Origin of the sequence: Streptomyces sp. NPDC005648 (genome assembly GCF_040605395.1) — a bacterium.
Lineage (GTDB): Bacteria > Actinomycetota > Actinomycetes > Streptomycetales > Streptomycetaceae > Streptomyces.
On sequence record NZ_JBEXCS010000005.1, the window covers coordinates 35,269 to 57,741 of the forward strand.

A 22,473-nucleotide genomic window follows, 5' to 3' on the forward strand; every position below is an offset into this window, starting at 1 on the left:
GGTCCGCCGCTAGGGGGTGACCGGCGCGTCCTTCTTCCGCCGCACCCGGTCGCGCACCACCGCGAAGGCGACCACGGCCAGCGCCACCAGCGTCGACAGGACCACCTGGTCGCGTCCGCCGCCGTCGGCCGTGTCGGTGAGCATGTAGCCGAGGACGAAGGTGATCAGGGCGATGGTCGCCCAGGTCAGGTAGGGGTAGAGCCACATCCTCACGACGAGCTTCTCCGGTGTCTCGCGCTGGATGATCTTCCGCATCCGCAGCTGGGAGAAGCAGATCACCAGCCAGACGAACAGGGCGATCGCACCGGAGGAGTTGAGCAGGAACTGGAAGACGGTGTCCGGCCACAGGTAGTTGAAGGCGACCGCGACGAAGCCGAAGACCACCGAGGCGAGGATCGCCGTACGCGGCACACCGCTGCCCGTGGTGCGGGCGAAGGAGGACGGCGCGTCGCTGCGCCCGCCGAGCGAGAAGGCCATGCGGGAGGCGGTGTACAGACCGGAGTTGAGACAGGAGAGCACCGAGGTCAGCACGATCGCGTTCATGATCTGGGCGGCGTGCGGGATGCCGATGGAGCTGAGGGCGGCGACATAGGAGCCGTCCTTGAGGATCGCCGGGTCGTCCCAGCGCAGCAGGGACACGACGATCAGGATCGAGCCGAGGTAGAACACCGCGATCCGCCAGATCACGCTGTTGGTGGCCTTGGTGACCGCACCCCGCGGGTCCTCGGACTCGCCCGCCGCGAGGGTGACGATCTCGCTGCCCATGAAGGAGAAGACCACCATCAGCACGCCGGTGAGGATCGCGCCGGGGCCGTTGGGGAGGAAGCCTCCGTGCGCGGTGAGGTTCGAGAAGCCGGACGCCGGGTGGTCCGAGCCGGGCAGCAGACCGAAGATCGCGAGCCCGCCGAGGACGATGAAGGCGGCGATGGCGACGACCTTGATGCCCGCGAACCAGAACTCGAACTCGCCGTAGGAGCTCACCGAGACGAGGTTCGAGGCGGTCAGCACCACCATGACGATCAGGGCCCAGCCCCACTGCGGGACCGCGGGTACCCAGCCGGCCAGGATCTTCGCGCCCGCGGTCGCCTCGACCGCGAGCACCACGACCCAGAAGAACCAGTACAGCCAGCCGATGGTGAACCCGGCCCAGCGGCCGAGCGCCCGGTCCGCGTAGGCGGAGAACGAGCCGGAGGTGGGGTTCGCCGCCGCCATCTCGCCCAGCATCCGCATCACCAGGACGACGAGGACGCCGACGAGCGCGTAGGAGACGAGGATGCCGGGGCCGGCGGCGGCGATGCCGGAACCGGAGCCGACGAACAGGCCGGCGCCGATGACACCGCCGATGGCGATCATCGACAGATGGCGGTTCTTCAGGCCGGGCTTGAGGCCGGGCTCGGCGGGCGGACTCTTGGTGATCGTTGAGGTCATCGCGGCACATCCATCAGGGGAGTGGGGACGGTGACCCGGAAATTAGTTCAGGACGATCCAAAAGAACAAGACTTGTTTAAGTGTTCATCATGCTCTATTTTGCGTGCAACGTGGAACAGCCCGTTTGACGTGGGACAGCCCGTTTAAGGTGACCTCGTGGTGAACACAGCGGGCAAGTTCGGGCCCTACAACCAGCAGGGTCCGTCGAGATCGGCGGCGTTCAGAGGGCAGAGCGGATCCGAACTCGTCCGCTCACGGATCGCCCTCCAGGTGCGGCTGATGGCCCTGCCTCCCCAGGAGCGGCTGCCGGACGCCGGTGTGCTGGCCGAGGAGCTGGGTATGGGCGAGATCACTGTGCGCCGCGCGCTGGAGGGCATGTGCCAGGACGGCCTGCTCGACCGCCGACGCGGCCGGGCCGGCGGCACCTTCGTCGCCCAGGGCTGGGAGACGGTCGTACCGTTGCTGCACGACGCCGACGAGGCGGCCTCGCTGGAGGCCTTCCATCTGCTGCTCGAATGCGGTCTGGTCGCGCAGGGCGCGGGCGAGGTGCCGGCCGGGCGGCTCGCGGCGCTCCAGGCGCTGGTCGACGAGATGGACCTGATCGAGGACCCGGCCCGGCTGCTCATGCTGGAGACCCGCTTCCACCTCGACCTCGCCGAGGAGCTCGGCGGCGCGGGCATCCGCGAACTCGCCGCCGACCTGCTGGGCAGGCTCTGTCTGGTCCAGCCCGCTCCGGCCCCCGAGGTCGTACGGGCCCGCAACCGCTGCCACGCCGAGCTGCTCGCCGAACTCGGCCGCGGCGCGCTCGCCCCGGCCGTACAGGCGGTGAAAGCACATCCGCATGCCCGCCCGAGCTGACACCCCCGCGCAGCCGACCGTCGCTTTCGTGCCGCCGCCCAGCAGAAGGAGTCGCCGTCATGCCTGACCCCGAAGGAGTCGGCGCGCCCCAGCGGCTGCGGGGCGGCGTCCTCGGCATGGCGGACATCGCCGCCGCCACCATGGCCAACGTCGGCCCCGCCATGAGCTTCTTCTTCGGCTTCGCCTTCCTCGCCACCACCGCGGGCGTCGCCTCCCCGCTGACCATCCTCGCCGCGGGCGTCGCGGTCGCGCTGCTCGGCAACACGCTCGCCCAGTTCTCCCGGGCGCACCCCTCGGCGGGCAGTTTCATCACCTTCGTCGGCAAGACCTTCGGCCCGGTCAGCGCGGTGACCACCGCCCTGCTGGCCGGGCTCGGGTACATCATCGGGATGGCCGCGGTCATCGCGATCTCCGGCGGCTTCGTCCAGATCACCCTGCACCACTACACCGGCGTCGACCTGCCGTGGATCATCTGGACCCTGCTGCTGACCGGCCTGGCGGTGGTGCTGATGCTGCGCGGAGTGGTGGTCTCCACCAAGTGGGCCGGCTACTTCTTCGGCGTCGAGATGCTGGTCCTCGTCGTGGTCTCCGTCGCGGCGCTCGTCGAACACCGCGGCAACCTCTCCGCCGCCCCCTTCCTGCCCGGTCACATCCAGCACGGCCTCAGGGGCCTCGCCGCCGGCTTCCCGCTCGCGGTCTACCTCTTCATCGGCTGGGAGAACTCGGCCGCCCTCGCGGAGGAGACGGAGAACCCCCGGCGCAACGTCGGCCGCGCGGTCCTCTCCTCCGTCGCCATCATGACCGTGAGCTACATCCTCTTCTCCTACGCCACCGTCACCGGCTTCGACTACGACGTCGCCCGCCTCGGCGAGGCCCGCATCCCGTTCATCGACGTCGCCCACGACACCCTCGGCGCCCTGGCCCTCCTCGCCTACATCGGAGGCCTGACCTCCACCCTCGGCGTCCTGATCGCCGGCATCAACTCCCAGGCGCGGCTGGTGTTCAACGCCGGCCGTGAGGGACTGCTCCCGTCCTTCTTCGGGTACGTCCACCCCACGCGCCGTACGCCGAACAACGCGATCGTCACCTTCGCCGCGATCTCCCTGCTGATCATCGGCGCCTGGGGTCTCGGGCATCTGCTCGGTCCGGACGGCGGCCCGATGAACCCGGTGGTGTTCTTCACCGAGTCCTCCAGCCTCGGTGCCATCCTGATCCTGCTGGTCTATCTCGCGTCCAACATCGCCCTGCCGTTCTACTACCGCCGCTACCGGCCGCAGGAGTTCCGCCTGGTCCGCCACCTGGTGCTGCCGGGCCTCGGCGCCCTGGCCATCCTGGTGCCGCTGTACTACCTGGCCAAGCCGGGCCAACCGGCGCCGTACAGCTGGTTCCCCGTCGCCGCGCTCGCCGCCCTGCTGCTCTCCGTCGGCTACGCGGCCCTTCTCGTCCGGCGTGACCCGACCCTGGCCGAGCGCGTCGGCTCGGTCGTCGCTGACGCGGAGTGAGAGCCGGCCGCACTCTGACGGCCGAGTGCCGGCACGGCGCGCAAGACCCGGTGCGTGAGGGCATGTCTGCAGGTGAGGGCCTTTTTGGCGGGTTCGGGGGCCGGGAGGAGGGCTCAGGACCGGTTGCGAGGCACTCCGGGGCTTTTCACCGTGAGCCCAAGAGAGCTGCACTCGTCAGCCCCTGAAAGGAACCTGCATGTCCCCCCTCGTATCCCGCGGACTGCTCCTGCCGTCCGTCGTCTGCGCCGCGCTGGTCCTCGGTCCCGTCGGCACCGCCGCCGCCACGGTCGGCCACCACCCGGGAGCCTTTGACACCACCTTCGCGCAGTCGTCCGTCGCGGGGGCGACCGCGGCCGATGACACGGAGGACGTCGGCCGGTGGCTCGACGAGGTGAAGCAGCTTGACGGCACCGAATCGCTCGACCCGCTGCTCGGTGTCCTGACCGAGCTCAACGAGCGCGGCGCCGGCCCGCTCGGCGTGGAGGAGGCGGCCCGGTACCGGAAGGCGGTCGAGACGGCGTCCGCCTCCGTCGTACGGGAGCTGGAGGCCCGCGCCGGCACGGTGGCCGACCGCACGAACCGGGCCGGGGTGCGCGCCGCCGACCCGGTCTCGGACGCCGTGGCCCAGATCCAGTCGGTCGTCGCGGATCTGGTCAAGGCCCTGACCTCGCTCGACCTGGGCTCGGTCCTGAGCGCTGTGACCGGACTGCTGTCGCCCGTCCTCTCCCTGGTCACCGGACTCCTGGGCGGTCTGCCCTCGGTGCCGGCCACCGGGTGACCGAGGACCGCAGGACGATTCGGGGCGGACCGCGGGACACGTGGTCCGCCCCGTCGTGTGCGGTGTGACACCAAAACACCACCGGGCCGCGGGAGTTGCCGGATGGCCTAATATCCGAATATCTGAATCAACAGCAGAGAGTGTCCCGGCTCGTGTGCTCCATGAGACGCGTGTGCTCCATGGGAAGGGAGAGGATCACTTGCTCCCGAGGGATCCCATCCAGGAGAACGGCACCCTTCTCGTCGGCAGGCACACGGAGATCGAGCGTCTCTCCGCGGTCGTGACGGAGCTGGCCGAGGGCCGGGGAACGGTCCTGGAGGTCACCGGTGAGCCCGGGATCGGCAAGACGGCTCTGCTCGGGCTGTTCGCCGAGCGGGCTGCCGGGACCGGGGCTCGGGTGGCGCGGGTCCACGCCGCGCGCGGCGCGACACAACCCGGCCAGTTCATCGCAGAGATGCTGGATGCCCTGGGAGTGCCGGACACCCCCGTCGCCCGGCACCCGGACGCCGACGAGGGTGCCGAGGTGCGGAGCGCACTGGGGCGCTGGGCGGCGCGACGCGGCGGTGTGCTCGTCGTCGACAACGTGCATCTGTGCGACGAGCGGTCTGCGAGGCTGATCGCGCGCCTCGTGCGGACCCCGCCGCCCGGTCCGTTCGTCCTGGCGCTGGCCCACCGCCCCCGGCGGTCCGGCCCCGCCTTGCGGGAAGCGCTCGAACACGGCGTCGAGACCGGCTCGGTCATCCGCCTGGCCCCGTCCTCGCTGGACCTCGGGGCGACAAGCACATTCCTCGGCCACCGGGGACTGGCCGGTGGCAAGGGACTGCCCGGCCGTACCGGGGCCCACACGGACACCGCCTCCCGGCCCGCCGTGTCCGACTCGGCCCGCGACCACGCGTACACCGAGTGGCGGGCCTCCCCGGCACCGGTGGTCGACGGCACCTACGCCGAGCGGTTGCACGCCGCCTCCGGCGGCAACCCGCGGATGCTGCGCATCCTGCTCGCCGCGCGGTGGGACCCGGACGAGTGGCCGCTCAGCGCCGGTCAGGACCGGGACGGCATGCTCCGGGAGGCCGCCTCCGTCGTCGGCGAGCTGGATTCCCTCGGCGCCGACGCCGCGCTCGCGGTCCAGGCAGCCGCCGTGCTCGGCGACCCCTTCCTGCCGGACGACGTCGCCGCGGTCTGCGAACTCCGCCTGGAACGAACCCTCGGCGCCTTCACCGAACTCGTCGAAGCGGACCTGATACGGCCGCTGCCCCCGGGCGGCGGCTACGCCTTCCGCCATCCGGTGCTCGGCCATGTCGCCCTGGAACACGCCTCACCGTCCCTGCGCGTCAACACTCACCGACGCGCCCTGGACCTGCTCACCACACGAGGAGCGTCGGCCCTCCGACGCGCCCGGCACGCCGAGCACCTGGCCGGCGCGGGCGGTACGCGGGCCCGGCGGATCCTGATCGAGGGCGCGGCGGAGGCGATGGCCAAGTCCCCGGCCGTGGCCGCCCGTTGGCTGCGCCTGGCGCTGGACCACCTCCCCGCCGGGGAGGGGATCAGCGGCCCCCGGGTCGCTCTGGTGCTCGACCGGTGCCGGGCCCTCGGCGCCGTGGGCCGTCTGCAGGAAGCCCGTTCCCTGGCGCACGATCTGCTCCGGCACCAGTCGGATCTCCCCGAGGATCTGCGGCTGAGCGTCTACGCCGTCTGCGGGGAACTGGAGCGTCTGCTGGGCCGCCACCAGGAGGCCGAGGCAGTCGTCCGCGCGGCACTCGACCTCGTACCCCGCCCCCTGCCCCTTCCGCTGCCCGCGCCGACGGCCGAACTCATCACCACCTACGGGCGGGTGCAGCTGTTCCGCGGCGCCTACGGCGAAGCACGTGACCTGGTCCGCGCGGCGGCGGAGGCCGCCGGAGCGACCGGCCCGGCTGTGCCCTATCTGCGGGCCCTCGGCGCCCTCGGCGACACCCAGCTCGGGCTGCTGCCCGAGGCCGTCGCCGAGGTCACCAGGTGCGCGCGGATCGTGGACGCCTTGCCGGACGCCGCCGCCGTCACCATGCCGGACGTGCTGGCGATGCTCGGCTGCGCGGAGTTGTTCCAGGAGCGGTTCCACGACGCCTACCGGCACCTGGAGCGAGGACTGCAGGCGACCACGGGCGCCACCCGGAGGTTCATCCGGATCAACCAACTCGTGGCCCTGTGCCATCTCGACCAGCTGACGGGGCGTCTGGAGTCGCTGTGCCGCCGCGCCGAGGAGGCCGAGCTGCTCGCCCGGACGAGCGGGGTCGACGAGGCCGCCGGGATCGCCATGGTCCTGCGGGCGTCGGGGCTGCTGTGGACCCGGCCCCGGCGGGACACCGACAGACTGCTCGAACTCTCGGGGCGGGGACTCGCCCTCGCTCTGCGCAAGCGGGGCTGGCGGGCGGCCGTGGCGGTCGGCCTGCACGCGCACGCGCAGCTCCTGGGCGGGGACCCGGCGGGCTGTCTGCGTACCCTCGTCGAGGAGGGCGGCCCGTGGCTGCAACGGCTGCTGCCCGCCTGGCAGCCCTCACTGCTGGCGCTCGCCTCCGTCGCCGCGCTGCGCTGCGGTGACATCGACGCCGCGCGCGACTGGGCCGGGGCGGGGGAGACCGTGGCCGAGCGGCTGGGGCTGCCGCTGCAACGGCACCAAGTGCGCAGGGCCCGGGCCGCGATCCACGCCGCCGAGGGCGAACACCATCGGGCGGCGGAGCTGTTCCACGAGACCGCGGAGTCGTTCCGCCGTGCGGGTCTGCCGGTGGAACACGCCTGGACCCTGGTGACCGGAGCCCCTTCGGCGCAGGCGGCCCAGGGCACCCAACAGGCGCTGGAGTGGCTCGACATCGCGGGCAGGGCCGCTCGCGCCTGCGGCGCGCAGCGGGTCCGCGAGGAGGCGGCGAGGGTCAGGACCCTGCTGCCGGCGTCCCGCGCCGCAACCGGTACGGCTGCCGGGGCGGCCGAGGACGCGGGTGCCCGGGCGACGACCGCCCTGCTCACCGAGCGGGAGCGGGAGATCGCGGAACTGGCGGCAGGGGGAAAGCGCACCAAGGAGATCGCGGAGCAGCTCTTCGTCAGCACCAGGACGGTCGAGACCCACCTCGGCCGTATCTACCGCAAGCTCGACATCCCCTCCCGCGCGGCCCTGCCCCGCGCCCTCGGCCGAGCGGCCCGCCGGCCGGCCGTCTGACCGACCGCGCGCCCGCGTCCCGTCTCCTCTCAGGCGGCGGACTGTTCGTGCAGACTGTGGGCGAGGGCCAGGAACAGACGGAGGTTCGTGACGTCCTTGGCCAGGTGGTTGGACCACAGGACGGCGTCGCCCGACGCGCCGGTGGTCATGATGCTGACCAGGCCGCCCCCGGCACGGATCTCCCGGACCTTCGACCAGGGCATGTCGCCCTTTCCGCGGACGGACACGGCCGTACGCGAGAGTGAGAGCGCTCCGAAGACGACCGTGCCGCCCTCGCCGAGCGTCTCCAGCACGGCCGGCCCCTGTGCGCGCAGGACCGCGTCCTGCATCCGGGCACCCCAGACCTCGGGACTGTCGTAGAGGTCCGTGATCCGCACCGAGCCGTGGCCGGGAGCGCTCGCCGTGTAGACGTATTTGGTCGGCGCGGGCACGCCGTTGATGACGAGCTGGGTGATCTCCTGCTGCAGGCGCAGGGTGTCCCAGCGCAGGGCGACCGGGGCACCGCCGTCCGGCGGGTCCACGACCAGCCCCGCCTCGAACAGGTGCAGCCGCCGGGCGGCCGCCTTCCGGCTGAAGTCGGGGAAGCGGCGCATGGCGAACCAGTAGTACAGCAGCCCGGGGACCACGAAGAACACCATGAGCATCAGGCAGTTGAAGACATGCGCCGTGTACACGGTCCGACGGAGGCGCTTCGGTGCGAACACGAACTGGAGGGCCCCCAACCGATGGCGGGCGGCCAGATCGGCGACCGCGGCCGACGAGGGGGTGAGTGAGGTCATGGTCACGAGCCTCCGAGCCGCGTCCACGTGGTGACGACCGTGGATCTACGTACTTCGGATACGTATCTTCCGCGCTCGGGCCGCCGTTCGGGCCGGTGGCGCCGGTGCGGCTGGTTACCGTACCGGTCATGTCTGACGCTCTTCGGGATCACCATCCACGGGAACTGACCCGGGTCTGGCAGCGGCCGGCGGGCCGGGTGCGGCCCGCGGTGACACTGCGTGGATTCGCCGACGGTCTGGGTGTGGCGGCCGTCGTGCCCGTCGGCGACGGCCGCGTCCTGCTGGCCGCGTCGGGCGATGACGAGGAGGACGACGTGGTACGGCTGTGGGACCCGGTGACCGGCGAGCAGGTGGGCGGCCCCCTGCGGGAGCACTCGAAGCCGGGCGGGCTCGTCGTGGCGTTGGCGGCCCTGCCCGTCGCCGGCGGACACACCCGGCTCGCCACGGCGCACCGCGACGAGGACGACGACGGGCATGTGGTGTACCTGTGGGACACGGTCACCGGCGAGCAGGTCGGCGGACCGCTGCCCGGCCCGGACGGCGTGTCGAACCTGGTCGCCGTACCCGGACCCGACGGGCGGCACCTGCTGGCCGTCACCCCGTACGACGAGGACGAGGTGTGGCTGTGGGACGCGGCCACGGCCCGGCCGGCCGTCGGTCCGCTGAGTGCCCCCGCGGACGCGGACGGTCCGAGCGCGATGACGACGGTGGCGCTCGCCGACTGCCGCACGCTGCTGGTCACCGCCCATGGCCACAAGGAAGGCGCCCTGCTGTGCCTGTGGGACCCGGCGACCGGCGAGCCGGTGCGGACACTGCTGTGCCCGCACGAGGACGAGGGCCGGCCGAGCGCCCTGGCGACGGTCCCGCTGCCCGGCGGAGACAGCCTGGTGGCCCTGTCCTGCAACGACGACGACCACGAGACGGTGCGGCTGTGGGACGTCAGCACCGGCGCTCCGGCCGGCGGCCCGATCACGGGTCACGGACTGCTTGCCGTCCCCATGGCCGACGGGACGACACTGCTCTCGATCGGCTCGGGCCTGTGGGATCCGGTGTCCGGGCGCCGCATCGCCGACCTGGGGACGAACCGTGTCCCCGGCGCGACGGCCGCCGTTCCGTCGCCGGACGGCCCCACCCTGCTCGCGGGCCACATGCCCGGCGGCGCCGTGTGGTTGTGGGATCCCACCACCGTGGAGCCGTCGACCGAGCCGGCGGGAGTCGGCTGGGACGGCCTGGTGGCACCTGTGCCGGCCGCCGACGGGCGCACCCTGCTCGCCACCCGCGGTGACACCACCGTCTGGTTGTGGGACCTGGCCACCGGAGAAGCCGCCGGGCAGCTGCACACCGGTGACACGGATGTTCTTACGGCGATGGCGGCGGCGTCACTGCCGGACGGGCGCACCGTTCTCGTCACCGCGTACGGAAGCGGCGCGCTCCGGTCATGGGATCTGGCCACGGGCGAGCCGGTCGGTTCGCTGCCGCCCGGCCGTACCGGAGCGATCCGGACCATGGTGCCGATCGTGTGCCCCGACGGGCGGACACTCGTGGCCACCGGCGGTCGGACGGGCGTCATCCTTCTTCGCGACCCGGAGACCTGCGAGAGGGCGAGTGATGTCCTCAACCGGCCCGAGCGACCACCGCTGACACTGGCCCCCGTTCCGCTGCCGGACGGACGCACTCTCCTGGCCAGCAGCGAGGCCACCCCCGCCCGGGGCGGTACGAGGGCGGTCCGGTTGTGGGACCCCGCCACAGGGCTGCCGGTCGGCGCCCCCTTCGAGAACCACCGGTACGTGGAGCACCTCGTGGCGCTGCCCATGCCGGACGGCCGGACGCTGCTGGCGGTTCGGGACTTCGACGGTTCGATCCGCGTGTGGGACACCGGCAGCCGTCACCTCGTGGGCGAACTCACCGGCGGCCCGACGGCCGCGATCGTCCCGCCCGGCGGCCACCCCCTGCTGGCCGTCGCCAGACGGGGCGCGATCGAGCTGTGGGATCCCCTGACCCGCCGATGGGCGGGCTCCCGTCCCCTGGAACGACCGGTCACGGCCCTGGCCGGTGTCGGGCCGAACCTCGTCGTCGGATGTACCGACGGCCTCGATGTCCTGGCCGTCGCCGGCTGAAACGTGCGGAGTCGCCGTGCACGGCGCGGTGGAAGGGGAGCTTGCGTTGCCGATCAGATCCGATGATCACCGAAGCGATGGCCCGGCCCGTGAAGGGGCCGCCACGGACGGGCGGTCGATCGATCCGGGGTGGCTGGTGAACGGCGACCCGGAGCAGGTCCTGGCCGCGCTGGACGGCGCCGCCGGGCGGGCGGACGCCCTGGCGGCTGCCGTGTACCGGGCGTCGGGGCATGTGCACCGTGACGCCGGCGCGGTCGTACGGCGGCAGTTGCTGGCGCTGGACGCCGCCCGGTACGGAGACCGGGAGCTGGCGAGGGAACTCGCCGAGGTGACCGCCGGTCAGGAAGGGCCGGAGCCCTGGGTCGTGCGGTGGGCGACCGGTACCGGCCCGGACTCCCGGCTGCGGTACGCGTTGCCCGCGCCGGCCGGGGTGGGAGCGCTGGCGACCGTGGTCGCGGAGGGCCGTGGACTCGCCGTCGCCGGCTGCGAGGACGGCACGCTGCTCTGGTGGGACCTGGCGACGGGCCGGAAGCTCGGCGAGGCGGTGAACGAGCACACCGGGGCGGTCGGGGCCCTGGCGACGGCGGTGCTGGACGGCCGTCCCGTCGCCGTGACCGGCGACTCCGAGGGTACGGTCCGGGTGTGGGACCTCGGCGGGGCAGAACTGGTCGACGTGTTGCGGCCGCACGACGACACCTCCCGTGTCCACCGGCTCGCCACCGCGCTGGTCGAGGGGCGGCCGGTCGTGGTCGGCCACAGCACCGGCCGGGGGCTGCGGATGTGGGACCTCGCCGGCCTCACCACGCGCGGCGAGCTGTTGACCGTGCGCACCGGCCTTGTGAGCTCTCTCGCCACGGCGGTGGTGGACGGCCGTCCCGTCGCCGTCACCGGCCACTCCTACGGAACCGTGCGCCTCTGGGACCTGCTCACGGGACGGGAGTGGGGCGCCAGGAGCGAGGACGACGAGGAGCCCGGCAGCGACGGCGACGGGAGCGACGGCGACGGCGACGGGAGCGACGGTGAGGGCGCGGCACGCGTCTGCGGCACCATGGAGATCAACGCCCTGACGCATGTCCTGGCGACCGACCCGACGTCCGAGTGCCCGTTCGCGGTGAGCGCCGACGCCCACGAGGTGCGCGTCTGGGATCTGGCCACGGGTGAGCCGGTGGGCGAGCCCGTGCCGGCGTGGTTCGCGCAGACGGCGGCGGTGAGCGTGTTCCACGGGCGCCCCGCCGCCCTGGTGGCGAACGACGGTGGCCATGGGCCCGTCGAACTGTGGGACCTCTCCGCCCGCACCCATCTGTCCCTGCCGCTGATCGGCCATGAGGCGACCGTACGAGGAGTGGCGACGGCCGTGGTGAAGGGACGTCACCTCGCCGTCACCGGCGGCGACGACCGCTCGGTCCGGATCTGGGACCTGGACGGCGAGAGCGAGACGGGCAGCCGGCCGACCGGGTACGCGCCACCCGTGCGGGAGTTCACCACGGCCGTCGTGGACGGCCGTTCCGTCCTCGTCACCGGCGGCTCGGACGAGGAGCTGCGGATCTGGGACCTCGACCGTGGCGCGCGGTTCGGCGCGCCCCTGACAGGTCTCACCGGCTCCGTGAGCACGCTGACGACGGGTCCGGTTGAGGGACGGCCCACCCTCCTCGCACGCGGCCGGGACAAGAAGGTGCTGATCTGGGACCTGACCACCCGGGAACAGCTGCACGGACGCTCCACGACGGAGTACACCAGTTCGTCCATCCAGTTCTTCGCGGTGCTGGAGGGTCGCTTCGTCGCCGTGACCTGGCAAGGACGCGTATGGGACCTGACCGCGAGCCGGTGGATCGGAGTGCCGCCGCGCCAGGACGGCGCCGCGGGGGCCCTGGCCCTGGAAGTGATCGAGGGCCGCGCCGTCGTCCTCACCGGCCGCGGGGCGGAGACGGTCCGCCTGTGGGACCTGGCCACGGGTGAACCGGCCGGGCCGCCCCTGACGGGACTCACCGGCAGGACGAAGGCCGGGGCGGTGGGAATGCTGGACGGCCGTCCCACCGTCGTCGCAGGGGGCGACGACAGAATGGTGCGGATGTGGGACGCGACGACCGGACGGCAGATCGGCGCCCACGCCTTCCCGGCCGCGATCAGCGGACTGGCGATGGCGCCGGGTGGTCGGCTGGTGGCCGGTTTCGGCCCGGACATCGCGGTCCTGGCCCACCGCCGGCCGTCCGTCTGACGACAGCTGACCGCGCCTGCGAAACCATGTAGCCTCCGAGGACCGCCCTTGACCCGCGGAAGCGGGCAGGGAGCAGGAACAGACGAATCGGGAGACCCTTCGTGTTTCGTACCATGTTCAAGTCCAAGATCCACCGTGCCACCGTCACCCAGGCCGACCTGCACTACGTGGGATCGGTGACCATCGACGCCGACCTTCTCGACGCCGCCGATCTGCTGCCCGGCGAACTCGTGCACATCGTCGACATCACCAACGGCTCCCGGCTGGAGACGTATGTGATCGAGGGCGAGCGCGGGTCCGGGGTGGTCGGGATCAACGGGGCCGCCGCCCATCTCGTCCATCCCGGCGATCTCGTGATCATCATCAGCTACGCTCAGGTGACCGACGCCGAGGCCCGGGCACTCGAACCCCGGGTCGTGCATGTGGACCGCGACAACCGCGTCGTGGCCCTGGGCGCCGATCCGTCCGAGCCGGTACCGGGCTCGGACCAGCGGCGCAGCCCGCAGGCCGTACCGGCCTGACCCGACCGACTCCCGGACCAGGAGCGTGCCCATGAGCGACATCGAGATCCGCGACGACCGGGCGGCGGGCCGCCTGGAGGCCTTCGGCGACGGTGCGGACGGTGAAGTCGTCGGCCACGTCGAGTACTTCGTCCTCGAAAGCCCCGGGCGCGCCCTGGTCCCCGTCCACACCATCGTGGAGCCGGCCCACGAGGGGAAGGGCATCGCGGGTGCGCTGGCGCGCGAGCTGTACGCCATCGCCGAGCGCGAGGGCGTCGTCGTCGCCCCGCTGTGCCCGTACGTCGTCAAGTGGGCCGAGCGCCACCCCGACGTCGCTCCGACGCCCGACCCGGCGCTGCTGCGTGCGGCGAAGGAGTGGCTGGCGGCGCACCCCGGACGCTTCTGAGCCAGGCGCGTTCGAGATTCGAGAGAGGCCCGGCCCCGCATGCTCGCCCTTCTGCACACCTCGCCCGCGCACGTCCCGGTCTTCGACGCCCTGCGCGACGAAAACCACCAGGGCCTGGGGCTGCGGCACTTCGTCGACGAGGAACTGCTGGTCCGGGCCCGGCGGTTGGGGCCCGAGGCGGTGGCGGGCGAGGTACGGGCCGTACTCTCCCGCGCGTTCGCCGAGGGCGCCCGGGCCCTGTTGTGCACCTGCTCCACCATCGGCGCCGTCGCGGAGGAGGCCGGCGCGCAGGCCGGGGTGCCGGTGGTGCGCGCCGACCGCCCGATGGCGGCCGCCGCGGTGGCCACCGGCACCCGGATCGTCGTCCTCGCCACGGTGGAGAGCACGTTCGGCCCGACGGTGTCCCTGATCGAGGAGGAGGCCCGTCGCGCCGGGCGCCCGGTCCAGGTGCGGACGCGGCTCGTGGACGGCGCCTGGGAGAGTTTCGCGGCGGGGGACGCCGAGCGCTGCGCACACCTGGTGGCGGTCGCGGCCGACGCCGTCACGGACGCCGACGTGATCGTCCTCGCCCAGGGCTCCATGGCCCCGGCCCAGCACCTGACGACCACGGCGGTTGCGGTGCTGTCCAGCCCCCGTGCCGGTCTCGCGGCGGGCGCCGCGGCGGCGCTGGGCGGGTAGGCCCACCTGGGCGCCCGCCGTCATACGGGCGGGTGAGTGGACCAGCGGCCGTCGGGTAGGCGGGGGAGTAGTCCAGAGCCGATGTCGACCGACTGGCCGGAGGACCCCATGACCGACCCGTACCCGGAACCCGTACCGCCGGGGCCCGGCCCCGCGCCGAACCCCCAGCCCCCGGACCCCGTACCGCCAGGACCCGGCCCCACCCCCGACCCGCGGCCCCCGGACCCCTACCCCTCCCCGGTCCCCACCCCCCAACCACCCCCCTCTCCGGAGCCCACCCCGACCCCACAACCACCGTCGCCCCCCAAGCCGGCCCCGCCCCCGTCACCGGTGCCGCCGGGCCCCGAACCGGTGCCGAACCCGGAGCCGGGACCGCCCTTGACCTGAGCGGCCGGTCAACCCCGCGTCGCCGTGACGAAGTTGTCGTACGCGACGAGGAAAGGCCGCCCGTTCTCACGCCGGTCGAGGCCCGGCGACGACAGCGGAGGCGGCGGGGACCCCTCGGGTCGCCCGCCGCCTCGTACTGCTGACCGGTGTCCGCCGTCAGGCGGTGACCTCCGACCGGTCTCCGCCCCACAGCGTGTGGAACGAGCCGTCCCGGTCCGTCCGCCGGTAGGTGTGCGCGCCGAAGAAGTCCCGCTGTCCCTGGGTGAGGGCGGCCGGCAGGCGCTCGGCGCGCAGGGCGTCGTAGTAGGCGAGGGCCGCGGCGAAGCCGGGGGTCGGGACCCCCTGACGGGTCGCGGCGACGACGACCTCGCGCCAGTCGTCCTGGGCGTCGGCGATCTCGCGCGCGAACGTGTCGTCCGACAGGAGGCTCGGCAGGTCGGCCCGGGTGTCGTACGCCGACCGGATGCGGTCCAGGAACGCGGCACGGATGATGCAGCCGCCGCGCCAGATCGCGGAGACCGCGCCCAGGTCGATGTCCCAGTCGTACTCCTCGCGGGCCGCCGCGATCTCGTGGAAGCCCTGCGTGTAGGAGACGATCTTCGAGGCGTACAGGGCCTGCTCGACGCGGTCGGCGAAGGCGCCCGCCTCGGACTCGGAGAGCGGTGTCGCCTTCGGGCCCGCCAGATCGCGGGACGCCTCGCGCAGCGCCGCGTGGCCGGAGAGGGAGCGGGCGAAGACCGCCTCCGCGATGCCCGAGACCGGGACACCGAGGTCGAGGGCGATCTGGACGGTCCAGCGGCCGGTGCCCTTCTGTTCCGCCTGGTCCACCACCACGTCCACGAACGGCTTGCCCGTCGCCGCGTCCACGTGGGACAGCACCTCGGCGGTGATCTCGATGAGGTAGGAGTCCAGCCGGCCGGTGTTCCAGGTGCGGAAGATCTCGGCGATATGCGCGGGGGAGTACCCGGCGACATCGCGCAGCAGCTGGTAGGCCTCGCCGATCAGCTGCATGTCGGCGTACTCGATGCCGTTGTGGACCATCTTCACGAAGTGCCCGGCGCCGTCCGGACCGACGTGCGTCACACAGGGCGCGCCGTCGGCCGCCTTCGCCGAGATCTTCTCCAGCATCGGGCCGAGCGAGTCGTACGACTCCCTCGGGCCGCCCGGCATGATGCTCGGGCCGTTCAGCGCGCCCTCCTCGCCGCCGGAGACGCCCATGCCGACGAAGTGGATGCCCTGCTCGCGCAGCGCCTTCTCGCGGCGGCGGGTGTCCGCGAAGTGCGCGTTGCCACCGTCGATGATCATGTCGCCCGGCTCCAGGAGCGGTGCGAACTCGTCGATCACCGCGTCCGTGGGGCCGCCCGCCTTGACCATGATGACCAGGCGCCGCGGCCGCTCCAGCGCCGCCACGAACTCCTTGGCGGTCTCCGCCGCGATGAAGTCGCCCTCGTCCCCGAACTCCTCGACCAGGGCGTGGGTACGCGCCGCCGTCCGGTTGTGCAGGGCGACCGTGTAGCCGTTGCGCGCGAAGTTTCGGGCGAGATTGCGGCCCATGACCGCGAGTCCCGTGACGCCGATCTGGGCTGTGTTGCTCATTCGGTTGGCTCCTAGAGGATCCGGTATCGGTGGTGCCGGTCGTGCCCGTCAGTATCGCCCCACCGACCATCCTGACGTGCCGGTACGCCGAGCGCATGTCCGGGTCGCCCGCTGCTTCGCAGCCTGATACGCACGACCGGCCCCACCTGCCTCAGCACTTCCGCAACTGCGGTGTATTCCTGTTTCTTTGAGATACAGCACGGCCGAATTGCCGTCTTGTCATGGCCTGTTCGTGCCGCTTACTTTTGGCCCTCCTGACGTATGCGCGTATGTCGAGGGGGACCTTCATGGCCGTACGCGGCCGGCACCGCCGGTATCAGCCGAACAGGATCAACCGGGCCTCACTGACCGTCACCGCCTCAGGCGCCGGTATGGCGATCCCGCTGATCGGCGCCGGCACCGCCCACGCGGCCGACGTGTCCACCTGGAACAAGGTCGCCGCCTGCGAGTCCGGCAACAACTGGAGCATCAACACCGGCAACGGCTTCTACGGCGGCCTGCAGTTCACCCAGTCGACCTGGGAGGCCTACGGCGGCGCCAAGTACGCGGCGCGCGCCGATCTGGCCACCAGGAGCCAGCAGATCGCCGTCGCCGAGAAGGTCCTCGACGGGCAGGGGCCGCGCGCCTGGCCCGTCTGCTCGGTGCAGGCGGGGCTGACCCGCGGCGGGCCCGCCCCGGACATCCGCACCGCGGACGTCACCACGAAGAAGACCGACGTCACCAGGAAGACCGAAGTCTCCCGGGAGAAGTCCTCGGTGAAGGACGTCCGGCCGCAGACCCCGCCCCAGTCGAGGGCGGGCACGGCCGAGATGTACACCGTGGTGCGCGGGGACTCCCTCTCGCGGATCGCCGAGACCGAGCATCTGCCCGGCGGCTGGCAGGGGCTGTACTCCGCCAACCGCGGGACCGTCGGATCCGATCCGGACCTGATCCTGCCGGGCCAGCGCCTGAACCTGCACGGCCGGGCGGCCGCGCCGAAGACCCACGAGAGCCGCGGACCCCGGACGGAGAAGGCCTCTTCGCACACCGAGGTCCGCACCGAGGAGAAGACCTCCACCCGGCACTCCCTGGTCGCCCCGGTCAGCGCCCCGATCGGCACCGGCTATCACGTGGCGGGCTCCTCCTGGTCGAAGGGCTACCACACCGGCGTCGACTTCCTCGTCCCCACCGGCACCTCGGTGAAGGCCGTCGCGACGGGCGAGGTCGTCAGCGCCGGCTGGGGCGGGTCCTACGGCTACCAGGTGGTGATCCGGCACTCCGACGGCCGCTACACGCAGTACGCCCATCTGTCGGCGATCTCGGTGCGGGCCGGCCAGAGCGTGGGCGAGGGGCAGCGCATAGGGCGCTCGGGGGCCACCGGCAATGTGACGGGCCCGCATCTGCACTTCGAGGTGCGGACGGGGCCCGGTTTCGGCTCGGACATCGACCCTGTCGCCTATCTCAGGGCCGGCGGGGTCAGGATTTGACCCGCACCCGGTGCCGGTCCCCGACCGGCACCGGGACGTACGAGCCGCCGTAGAAGGGGCCGTAGAAACGGTACCGGGCGGGATCGGTGAGCAGGTCGTCGCCCTCGTCCGACGCGGCGTACGAGACCTCCAGGACCGCGGGTCCGGCCTGGGCCGGCACCAGGACCGGCTCCCGGGGCACGGACAGCGGGCGCTCGGGGAGCTCGGCGAGCAGCTCCTCGACGGGTGTGGGCTCGGCGAGGACGGGGGTGGCTCCCGCGAGCGGCTCGGCCGGCTCCGGCTCCGCGGTGGTGTGGGCCAGCCGCTCCGTGGTGAGCAGGATCAGGCCACCCGCGGCGACCACACCGCAGCTCAGGGCGAGCGCGGTGCCGGTGGTGCCGTAGCGGAAGGTCTCGCCGAACATCGTGATGCCGACAGCGGCCGCTATCACCGGGTTCACCACGGTGAGGGTGGCGAGCGGGGCGGCGAGGCCCGCGCCGCGGTAGGAGGCCTGGGAGAGCAGCATGCCGGCCGTCGCGAAGACGCCGATCACCGCGAGGGACGGCAGGTCGGAGAGCGTGACCCCGCCGGTCCAGTCGACCGCGACGGTCTTGGTGAACACCGAGGACATGCCGAACGCTATGCCGGAGCCGGTGGCCAGCAGCATGCTGCGCACCGCCGGGTGCCGGTGGGCGGCCCGGGCCGCGATCATCAGGGCCACGACCACACCGCCGGTGACCACGGCGACGGCCACCCGCTGGGCGGTGTCGAGCGAATGCCCGTCCGTGGAGCCGACCAGGGCCAGCAGACCGGCGAGGCCGACGGTCGCCATGATCGCGCCCCGCCAGGCGGTGGCACCGGCCCTGCGGCCCACGAACAGCGCCGCCATCGGCAGCGCGAACACGATCGTCAGGGCGCCCAGCGGCTGCACCAGGCTCAGCGGGCCGTAGGCCAGCGCCACCACGTGCAGCAGCCCGCCGAGGCCGTTCAGCGCGACCGCGGCCCACCAGGTGGGGCGGCGCAGTGGCGCGTACTGCTCGCCCGGCGCGGACACCGCCACATGCTCCTGCACGATCGCCCCGCCGGCGTAGGCGACCGCGGAGACGAGGGACAGGATCACGGACAACGCGAGGGCACTCATGAGCTGCTCCTCTGCGTGAGGCGGGGGCGGTGTCCCCTGCGTGACGAACGGTCGGCCTTCATACCCAACACGATGCCCTGTGGATCTGTTCCCGTCGTCGTCCCTGAGCAGGCATTGGGTCCTACTGCCGATGGAGTACGAATCGGGCACTGTCCTCCCCAGGGTGGGCGACAGGAGGCGGACACCCCCTGGAGGCACCCCCTAGGGGTCTTGGTACTACTGCTCTTCGTGGACCTCGACCCCGATCTCGCCGCCCTCACGCCGCTCGGCGGCTACTTCGTCCTACGCGCGGGCGGAGCGGCTCATGGAGCACTGCCGACGCTCGCGCAGGCGTACGAAAATCGGCCATCGGAGGTTTACGGAAATCTTATTACTTTCCATGTCAAAAAGGTCGCTTCCGTACTGCGCACCGCCGAGTCGCGGATCGCGGCCTCCCTGTTCCAGCAGGGGCTCGCGGCCCGGCTGTGGTCCGTGACGCTGGGCTGCGCGCTGGCGTACGGAGGGATCCCCGACCTCGACCCCCGGCTGCTGCGCTGGGACCCCGACGCGAGCACCCCGGACGACCTGTGGCTGTCCGAGGTCCGCCCGCTGCCCGCCGACGCCCCGGCCATCGCGGACGTCGTCCTGCACGCCCACCTCGAACCCCTGGCCGCGGCCCTGCGCGCGCACCACCGCGTCGCCCCCGGCCTGCTGTGGGGCAACGCGGCCTCCGCGCTCGTGGGAACCGCCCGGCAGCTCGGCCCCGCGGCCCGCCCCCTCACCGCCGAACTCCTCGCCCACCCCCTCCTGTCCGGCACCGGCACCCTCACCGGCAGCTCCTTCCGGCGCCGCAGCTGCTGCCTCTACTACCGGGTGCCCGGCGGGGGAACGTGCGGTGACTGTTGCTTCACACGACCGCCGCGCTCTTCCGCGCACGGCACATCTGGGTGACCATGAAGGAGCCGTTCGTCAAGACATGCAAGACATGGGGGTTGCGGGTGCGAGTGGGACTGCTGACCCGGGAGTACCCGCCGGACGTGTACGGCGGCGCGGGTGTCCACGTGGAGTTCCTCGCCCGGGAGCTGTCCTCCCTGGTCGACCTCGAGGTGCACTGCTGGGGCGAGGGCCGCGGAGTGGGCGTCGTGCGCCACCGTCCCTGGGCCGCCCTGGACGCCACCAACGACGCGCTGCGCACCTTCTCCGTGGACCTCGCCATGGCCGCGGGCCTGGAAGGCCGCGAACTCGTGCACTCCCACACCTGGTACGCCAACCTCGCCGGCCATCTCGGCAAGCTGCTGTACGGCATTCCGCATGTGATGACCGCCCACTCGCTGGAACCCCTGCGCCCCTGGAAGGCCGAGCAGCTCGGCGGGGGATACGCGCTGTCCAGCTGGGCCGAGCGCACCGCGATCGAGACCGCCGACGCGGTGATCGCCGTCTCGGGCGCGATGCGCGAGGACATCCTGACCTGCTATCCGACGCTGGATCCGGCCAAGGTCCAGGTCGTGCACAACGGCATCGACACCACCCTCTACCGCCCCGACCACGGCACCGACGTCCTGGAGCGGATCGGCCTCGACGCCCACCGCCCGTACCTTCTCTTCGTCGGCCGGATCACCCGCCAGAAGGGCGTGCCCCATCTGCTGCGTGCCGTCCGGGACATCGACCCGGGCGTGCAGGTCGTGCTCTGCGCGGGAGCGCCCGACACTCCCGAGATCGACCGTGAGTTCCGCGAGCTCTACCAGGAGCTGAGCCGGGTGCGCGAGCATGTGCACTGGATCCCGCAGATGCTGCCGCGCCCGGACGTGATCCAGCTCCTCACCCACGCCGCCGCCTTCGTCTGCCCCTCGGTCTACGAGCCGCTCGGGATCGTCAACCTGGAGGCGATGGCCTGCGGCACACCCGTCGTGGCCTCCCGGGTCGGCGGCATCCCCGAGGTCGTGGACCACGGCAGGACCGGACTGCTCGTCGACGTGGACGACAGCTTCGAGGCGAATCTCGCGCTGGCACTGGACTCGGTGGTCGGTGACCCCGGGACCGCCCGGCGCATGGGTGAGGCAGGGCGGGAGCGCGCGGTGGGGGAGTTCGGCTGGGATGCCGTCGCCCGCCGTACGGTCCGGCTTTACGAGAAGATCCTCAAGCAGGAGTAGACAAGCCGGAACGGGACGGTCGGGAGTTCGTCGAACAGGCTTACACCCCTCCGCTCGGGGGCAGGCATGGATCAACCACGGTGAGGGGAGCGGCCATGCGTCGTGGCGGACCTTCGGTGCTCGGGATCGTACTGGCGGGCGGAGAAGGCAAACGCCTGATGCCCCTGACAACCGACCGCGCGAAACCAGCGGTCACCTTCGGCGGCACGTACCGCCTCGTCGACTTCGTGCTGTCCAATCTCGTCAACGGCGACATCCTGCGCATCTGCGTGCTCACGCAGTACAAGTCGCACTCGCTGGACCGGCACATCACGACCACCTGGCGGATGTCCAGCCTGCTGGGCAACTACGTCACCCCGGTCCCGGCCCAGCAGCGGCTCGGCCCGCGCTGGTACCTGGGCAGCGCGGACGCCCTGCTGCAGTCGCTGAACCTGGTGCACGACGAGAGCCCCGAGTACGTGGTGGTGTTCGGCGCCGACCACGTCTACCGCATGGACCCCCGGCAGATGCTCAACCAGCACATCGAGACCGGCGCGGGCGTGACGGTGGCCGGCATCCGCGTCCCGCGCTCCGAGTCCTCCCAGTTCGGTGTGATCACCCCGGGCTCGGACGGACTGACCGTCGAGGGCTTCCTGGAGAAGCCCGCCGACCCGCCCGGACTGGCCGACGACCCGGAGACGGTCTTCGCGTCGATGGGCAACTACATCTTCACCACCAAGGCCCTGATCGAGGCGCTGCAGCGGGACGCCGAGGACGAGGACTCGGTGCACGACATGGGCGGCTCGATCCTGCCCCAGCTCACCGACCGCGGCGATGCCCAGCTCTACGACTTCAGCGCCAACCACGTCCCCGGCGAGACCAACCGCGACCGCGGCTACTGGCGTGACGTGGGCACCCTCGACGCCTACTACGACGCCCATATGGACCTGATCGCCGAGCGCCCCGCCTTCAACCTGTACAACCGCCAGTGGCCCATCTACACCCACGCCAACCAGCTCTCCCCGGCCCGCTTCAACGCGGGCGGCATGGCCAGCGAGTCGATCATCAGCGCCGGCTGCCTCATCCGGGGACAGGTCACCCGCTCCGTCCTGTCGCCGGGCGTCAGGATCGACCCGGGGGCGGTGGTCCAGGGCTCGATCCTGCACGACAACGTCCACATCGGCCGGGGCGCGGTGGTGCGCGGCGCGGTCCTGGACAAGAACGTCGAGGTCCCGCCGGGCGCGACCATCGGTGTCAACCCGGAACGGGACGCGGAGCTGTACACCGTCTCCCAGGGCGGGGTGATCGCGCTCGGCAAGGGACAGATCGTCTCCTAGCGGGAGGG

The 22,473-nt window shown here is 72.2% G+C and carries 17 protein-coding genes; 13 read left to right on the forward strand and 4 right to left on the reverse strand.

Annotation, left to right across the window (positions count from 1 at the left end; all coding sequences use genetic code 11):
* Positions 1-9: 9 nt before the first annotated feature.
* Positions 10-1,428: an amino acid permease gene (locus ABZT17_RS04240; protein WP_356343453.1), complete on the reverse strand. Its 1,419-nt coding sequence runs from the start codon at positions 1,426-1,428 to the stop codon at positions 10-12.
* Between the two features lie 156 nt (positions 1,429-1,584).
* On the opposite strand from ABZT17_RS04240, the gene ABZT17_RS04245 reads away from it, so the two are divergent.
* From ABZT17_RS04245 to ABZT17_RS04260, 4 genes are all read left to right on the forward strand, one after another.
* Complete coding sequence (locus tag ABZT17_RS04245; protein WP_356343455.1) at positions 1,585-2,286, forward strand: FCD domain-containing protein; 702 nt, start codon at positions 1,585-1,587, stop codon at positions 2,284-2,286.
* A 59-nt stretch (positions 2,287-2,345) separates the two neighbouring features.
* On the forward strand, positions 2,346-3,788 hold the full coding sequence (locus ABZT17_RS04250) for an APC family permease (RefSeq protein WP_356343458.1): 1,443 nt from the start codon (positions 2,346-2,348) through the stop codon (positions 3,786-3,788).
* A 196-nt stretch (positions 3,789-3,984) separates the two neighbouring features.
* Complete coding sequence (locus tag ABZT17_RS04255) at positions 3,985-4,566, forward strand: hypothetical protein (RefSeq protein WP_356343460.1); 582 nt, start codon at positions 3,985-3,987, stop codon at positions 4,564-4,566.
* 199 nt (positions 4,567-4,765) lie between these two features.
* Complete coding sequence (locus tag ABZT17_RS04260; protein ID WP_356343462.1) at positions 4,766-7,756, forward strand: LuxR C-terminal-related transcriptional regulator; 2,991 nt, start codon at positions 4,766-4,768, stop codon at positions 7,754-7,756.
* A 29-nt stretch (positions 7,757-7,785) separates the two neighbouring features.
* On the opposite strand, the gene ABZT17_RS04265 is transcribed toward ABZT17_RS04260, so the two are convergent.
* Entirely contained in the window at positions 7,786-8,535 is a 750-nt protein-coding gene (locus ABZT17_RS04265) for a DUF6585 family protein (RefSeq protein ID WP_356343464.1), read from the reverse strand.
* Between the two features lie 128 nt (positions 8,536-8,663).
* Between ABZT17_RS04265 and ABZT17_RS04270 the strand changes: the two genes are divergently transcribed.
* The 5 genes from ABZT17_RS04270 (at position 8,664) to ABZT17_RS04290 (ending at position 14,451) form a co-directional block, all read left to right on the forward strand.
* Positions 8,664-10,652: a hypothetical protein gene (locus tag ABZT17_RS04270; RefSeq protein WP_356343466.1), complete on the forward strand. Its 1,989-nt coding sequence runs from the start codon at positions 8,664-8,666 to the stop codon at positions 10,650-10,652.
* A 136-nt stretch (positions 10,653-10,788) separates the two neighbouring features.
* Positions 10,789-12,867: a WD40 repeat domain-containing protein gene (locus ABZT17_RS04275; RefSeq protein WP_356343469.1), complete on the forward strand. Its 2,079-nt coding sequence runs from the start codon at positions 10,789-10,791 to the stop codon at positions 12,865-12,867.
* Between the two features lie 101 nt (positions 12,868-12,968).
* Positions 12,969-13,388: an aspartate 1-decarboxylase gene (panD, locus tag ABZT17_RS04280; RefSeq protein ID WP_356343471.1), complete on the forward strand. Its 420-nt coding sequence runs from the start codon at positions 12,969-12,971 to the stop codon at positions 13,386-13,388.
* Positions 13,389-13,419: 31 nt separating this feature from the next.
* Positions 13,420-13,773, forward strand: coding sequence for a GNAT family N-acetyltransferase (locus tag ABZT17_RS04285; protein WP_356343473.1), 354 nt, complete (start codon positions 13,420-13,422; stop codon positions 13,771-13,773).
* A 39-nt stretch (positions 13,774-13,812) separates the two neighbouring features.
* Entirely contained in the window at positions 13,813-14,451 is a 639-nt protein-coding gene (locus ABZT17_RS04290; RefSeq protein WP_356343475.1) for an aspartate/glutamate racemase family protein, read from the forward strand.
* A gap of 543 nt (positions 14,452-14,994) precedes the next feature.
* Here ABZT17_RS04290 and gndA read toward each other — a convergent pair.
* Positions 14,995-16,434: an NADP-dependent phosphogluconate dehydrogenase gene (gene gndA, locus ABZT17_RS04295; RefSeq protein WP_356343477.1), complete on the reverse strand. Its 1,440-nt coding sequence runs from the start codon at positions 16,432-16,434 to the stop codon at positions 14,995-14,997.
* A gap of 287 nt (positions 16,435-16,721) precedes the next feature.
* On the opposite strand from gndA, the gene ABZT17_RS04300 reads away from it, so the two are divergent.
* On the forward strand, positions 16,722-17,900 hold the full coding sequence (locus ABZT17_RS04300; RefSeq protein WP_356343479.1) for a transglycosylase family protein: 1,179 nt from the start codon (positions 16,722-16,724) through the stop codon (positions 17,898-17,900).
* Here ABZT17_RS04300 and ABZT17_RS04305 read toward each other — a convergent pair.
* Complete coding sequence (locus tag ABZT17_RS04305; RefSeq protein ID WP_356343481.1) at positions 17,890-19,020, reverse strand: DMT family transporter; 1,131 nt, start codon at positions 19,018-19,020, stop codon at positions 17,890-17,892. The genes ABZT17_RS04300 and ABZT17_RS04305 overlap by 11 nt on opposite strands.
* Positions 19,021-19,230: 210 nt before the next feature.
* Between ABZT17_RS04305 and ABZT17_RS04310 the strand changes: the two genes are divergently transcribed.
* The 3 genes from ABZT17_RS04310 to glgC all read left to right on the forward strand — a co-directional run bounded on the left by ABZT17_RS04310 (position 19,231) and on the right by glgC (position 22,465).
* The gene (locus tag ABZT17_RS04310; RefSeq protein ID WP_356343483.1) at positions 19,231-19,950 is read left to right on the forward strand and encodes a (2Fe-2S)-binding protein; all 720 of its coding nucleotides are present in this window, start codon (positions 19,231-19,233) and stop codon (positions 19,948-19,950) included.
* Between the two features lie 47 nt (positions 19,951-19,997).
* A complete protein-coding gene (gene glgA / locus ABZT17_RS04315) occupies positions 19,998-21,149 on the forward strand; it encodes a glycogen synthase (protein WP_356343749.1) in 1,152 nt (383 codons plus the stop codon).
* A gap of 95 nt (positions 21,150-21,244) precedes the next feature.
* A complete protein-coding gene (gene glgC, locus ABZT17_RS04320) occupies positions 21,245-22,465 on the forward strand; it encodes a glucose-1-phosphate adenylyltransferase (protein WP_356343485.1) in 1,221 nt (406 codons plus the stop codon).
* Positions 22,466-22,473: the final 8 nt, after the last annotated feature.

What these genes read in the sequence shown, in the direction of transcription:
- ABZT17_RS04240 (WP_356343453.1), bottom strand. Translation starts at nt 1,428, where the DNA reads ATGACCTCAACGATCACCAAGAGTCCGCCCGCCGAGCCCGGCCTCAAG.
- ABZT17_RS04250 (WP_356343458.1), top strand. Translation starts at nt 2,346, where the DNA reads ATGCCTGACCCCGAAGGAGTCGGCGCGCCCCAGCGGCTGCGGGGCGGC.
- ABZT17_RS04255 (WP_356343460.1), top strand. Translation starts at nt 3,985, where the DNA reads ATGTCCCCCCTCGTATCCCGCGGACTGCTCCTGCCGTCCGTCGTCTGC.
- ABZT17_RS04265 (WP_356343464.1), bottom strand. Translation starts at nt 8,535, where the DNA reads ATGACCTCACTCACCCCCTCGTCGGCCGCGGTCGCCGATCTGGCCGCC.
- ABZT17_RS04270 (WP_356343466.1), top strand. Translation starts at nt 8,664, where the DNA reads ATGTCTGACGCTCTTCGGGATCACCATCCACGGGAACTGACCCGGGTC.
- ABZT17_RS04285 (WP_356343473.1), top strand. Translation starts at nt 13,420, where the DNA reads ATGAGCGACATCGAGATCCGCGACGACCGGGCGGCGGGCCGCCTGGAG.
- ABZT17_RS04290 (WP_356343475.1), top strand. Translation starts at nt 13,813, where the DNA reads ATGCTCGCCCTTCTGCACACCTCGCCCGCGCACGTCCCGGTCTTCGAC.
- gndA (WP_356343477.1), bottom strand. Translation starts at nt 16,434, where the DNA reads ATGAGCAACACAGCCCAGATCGGCGTCACGGGACTCGCGGTCATGGGC.
- ABZT17_RS04300 (WP_356343479.1), top strand. Translation starts at nt 16,722, where the DNA reads ATGGCCGTACGCGGCCGGCACCGCCGGTATCAGCCGAACAGGATCAAC.
- ABZT17_RS04305 (WP_356343481.1), bottom strand. Translation starts at nt 19,020, where the DNA reads ATGAGTGCCCTCGCGTTGTCCGTGATCCTGTCCCTCGTCTCCGCGGTC.
- glgC (WP_356343485.1), top strand. Translation starts at nt 21,245, where the DNA reads ATGCGTCGTGGCGGACCTTCGGTGCTCGGGATCGTACTGGCGGGCGGA.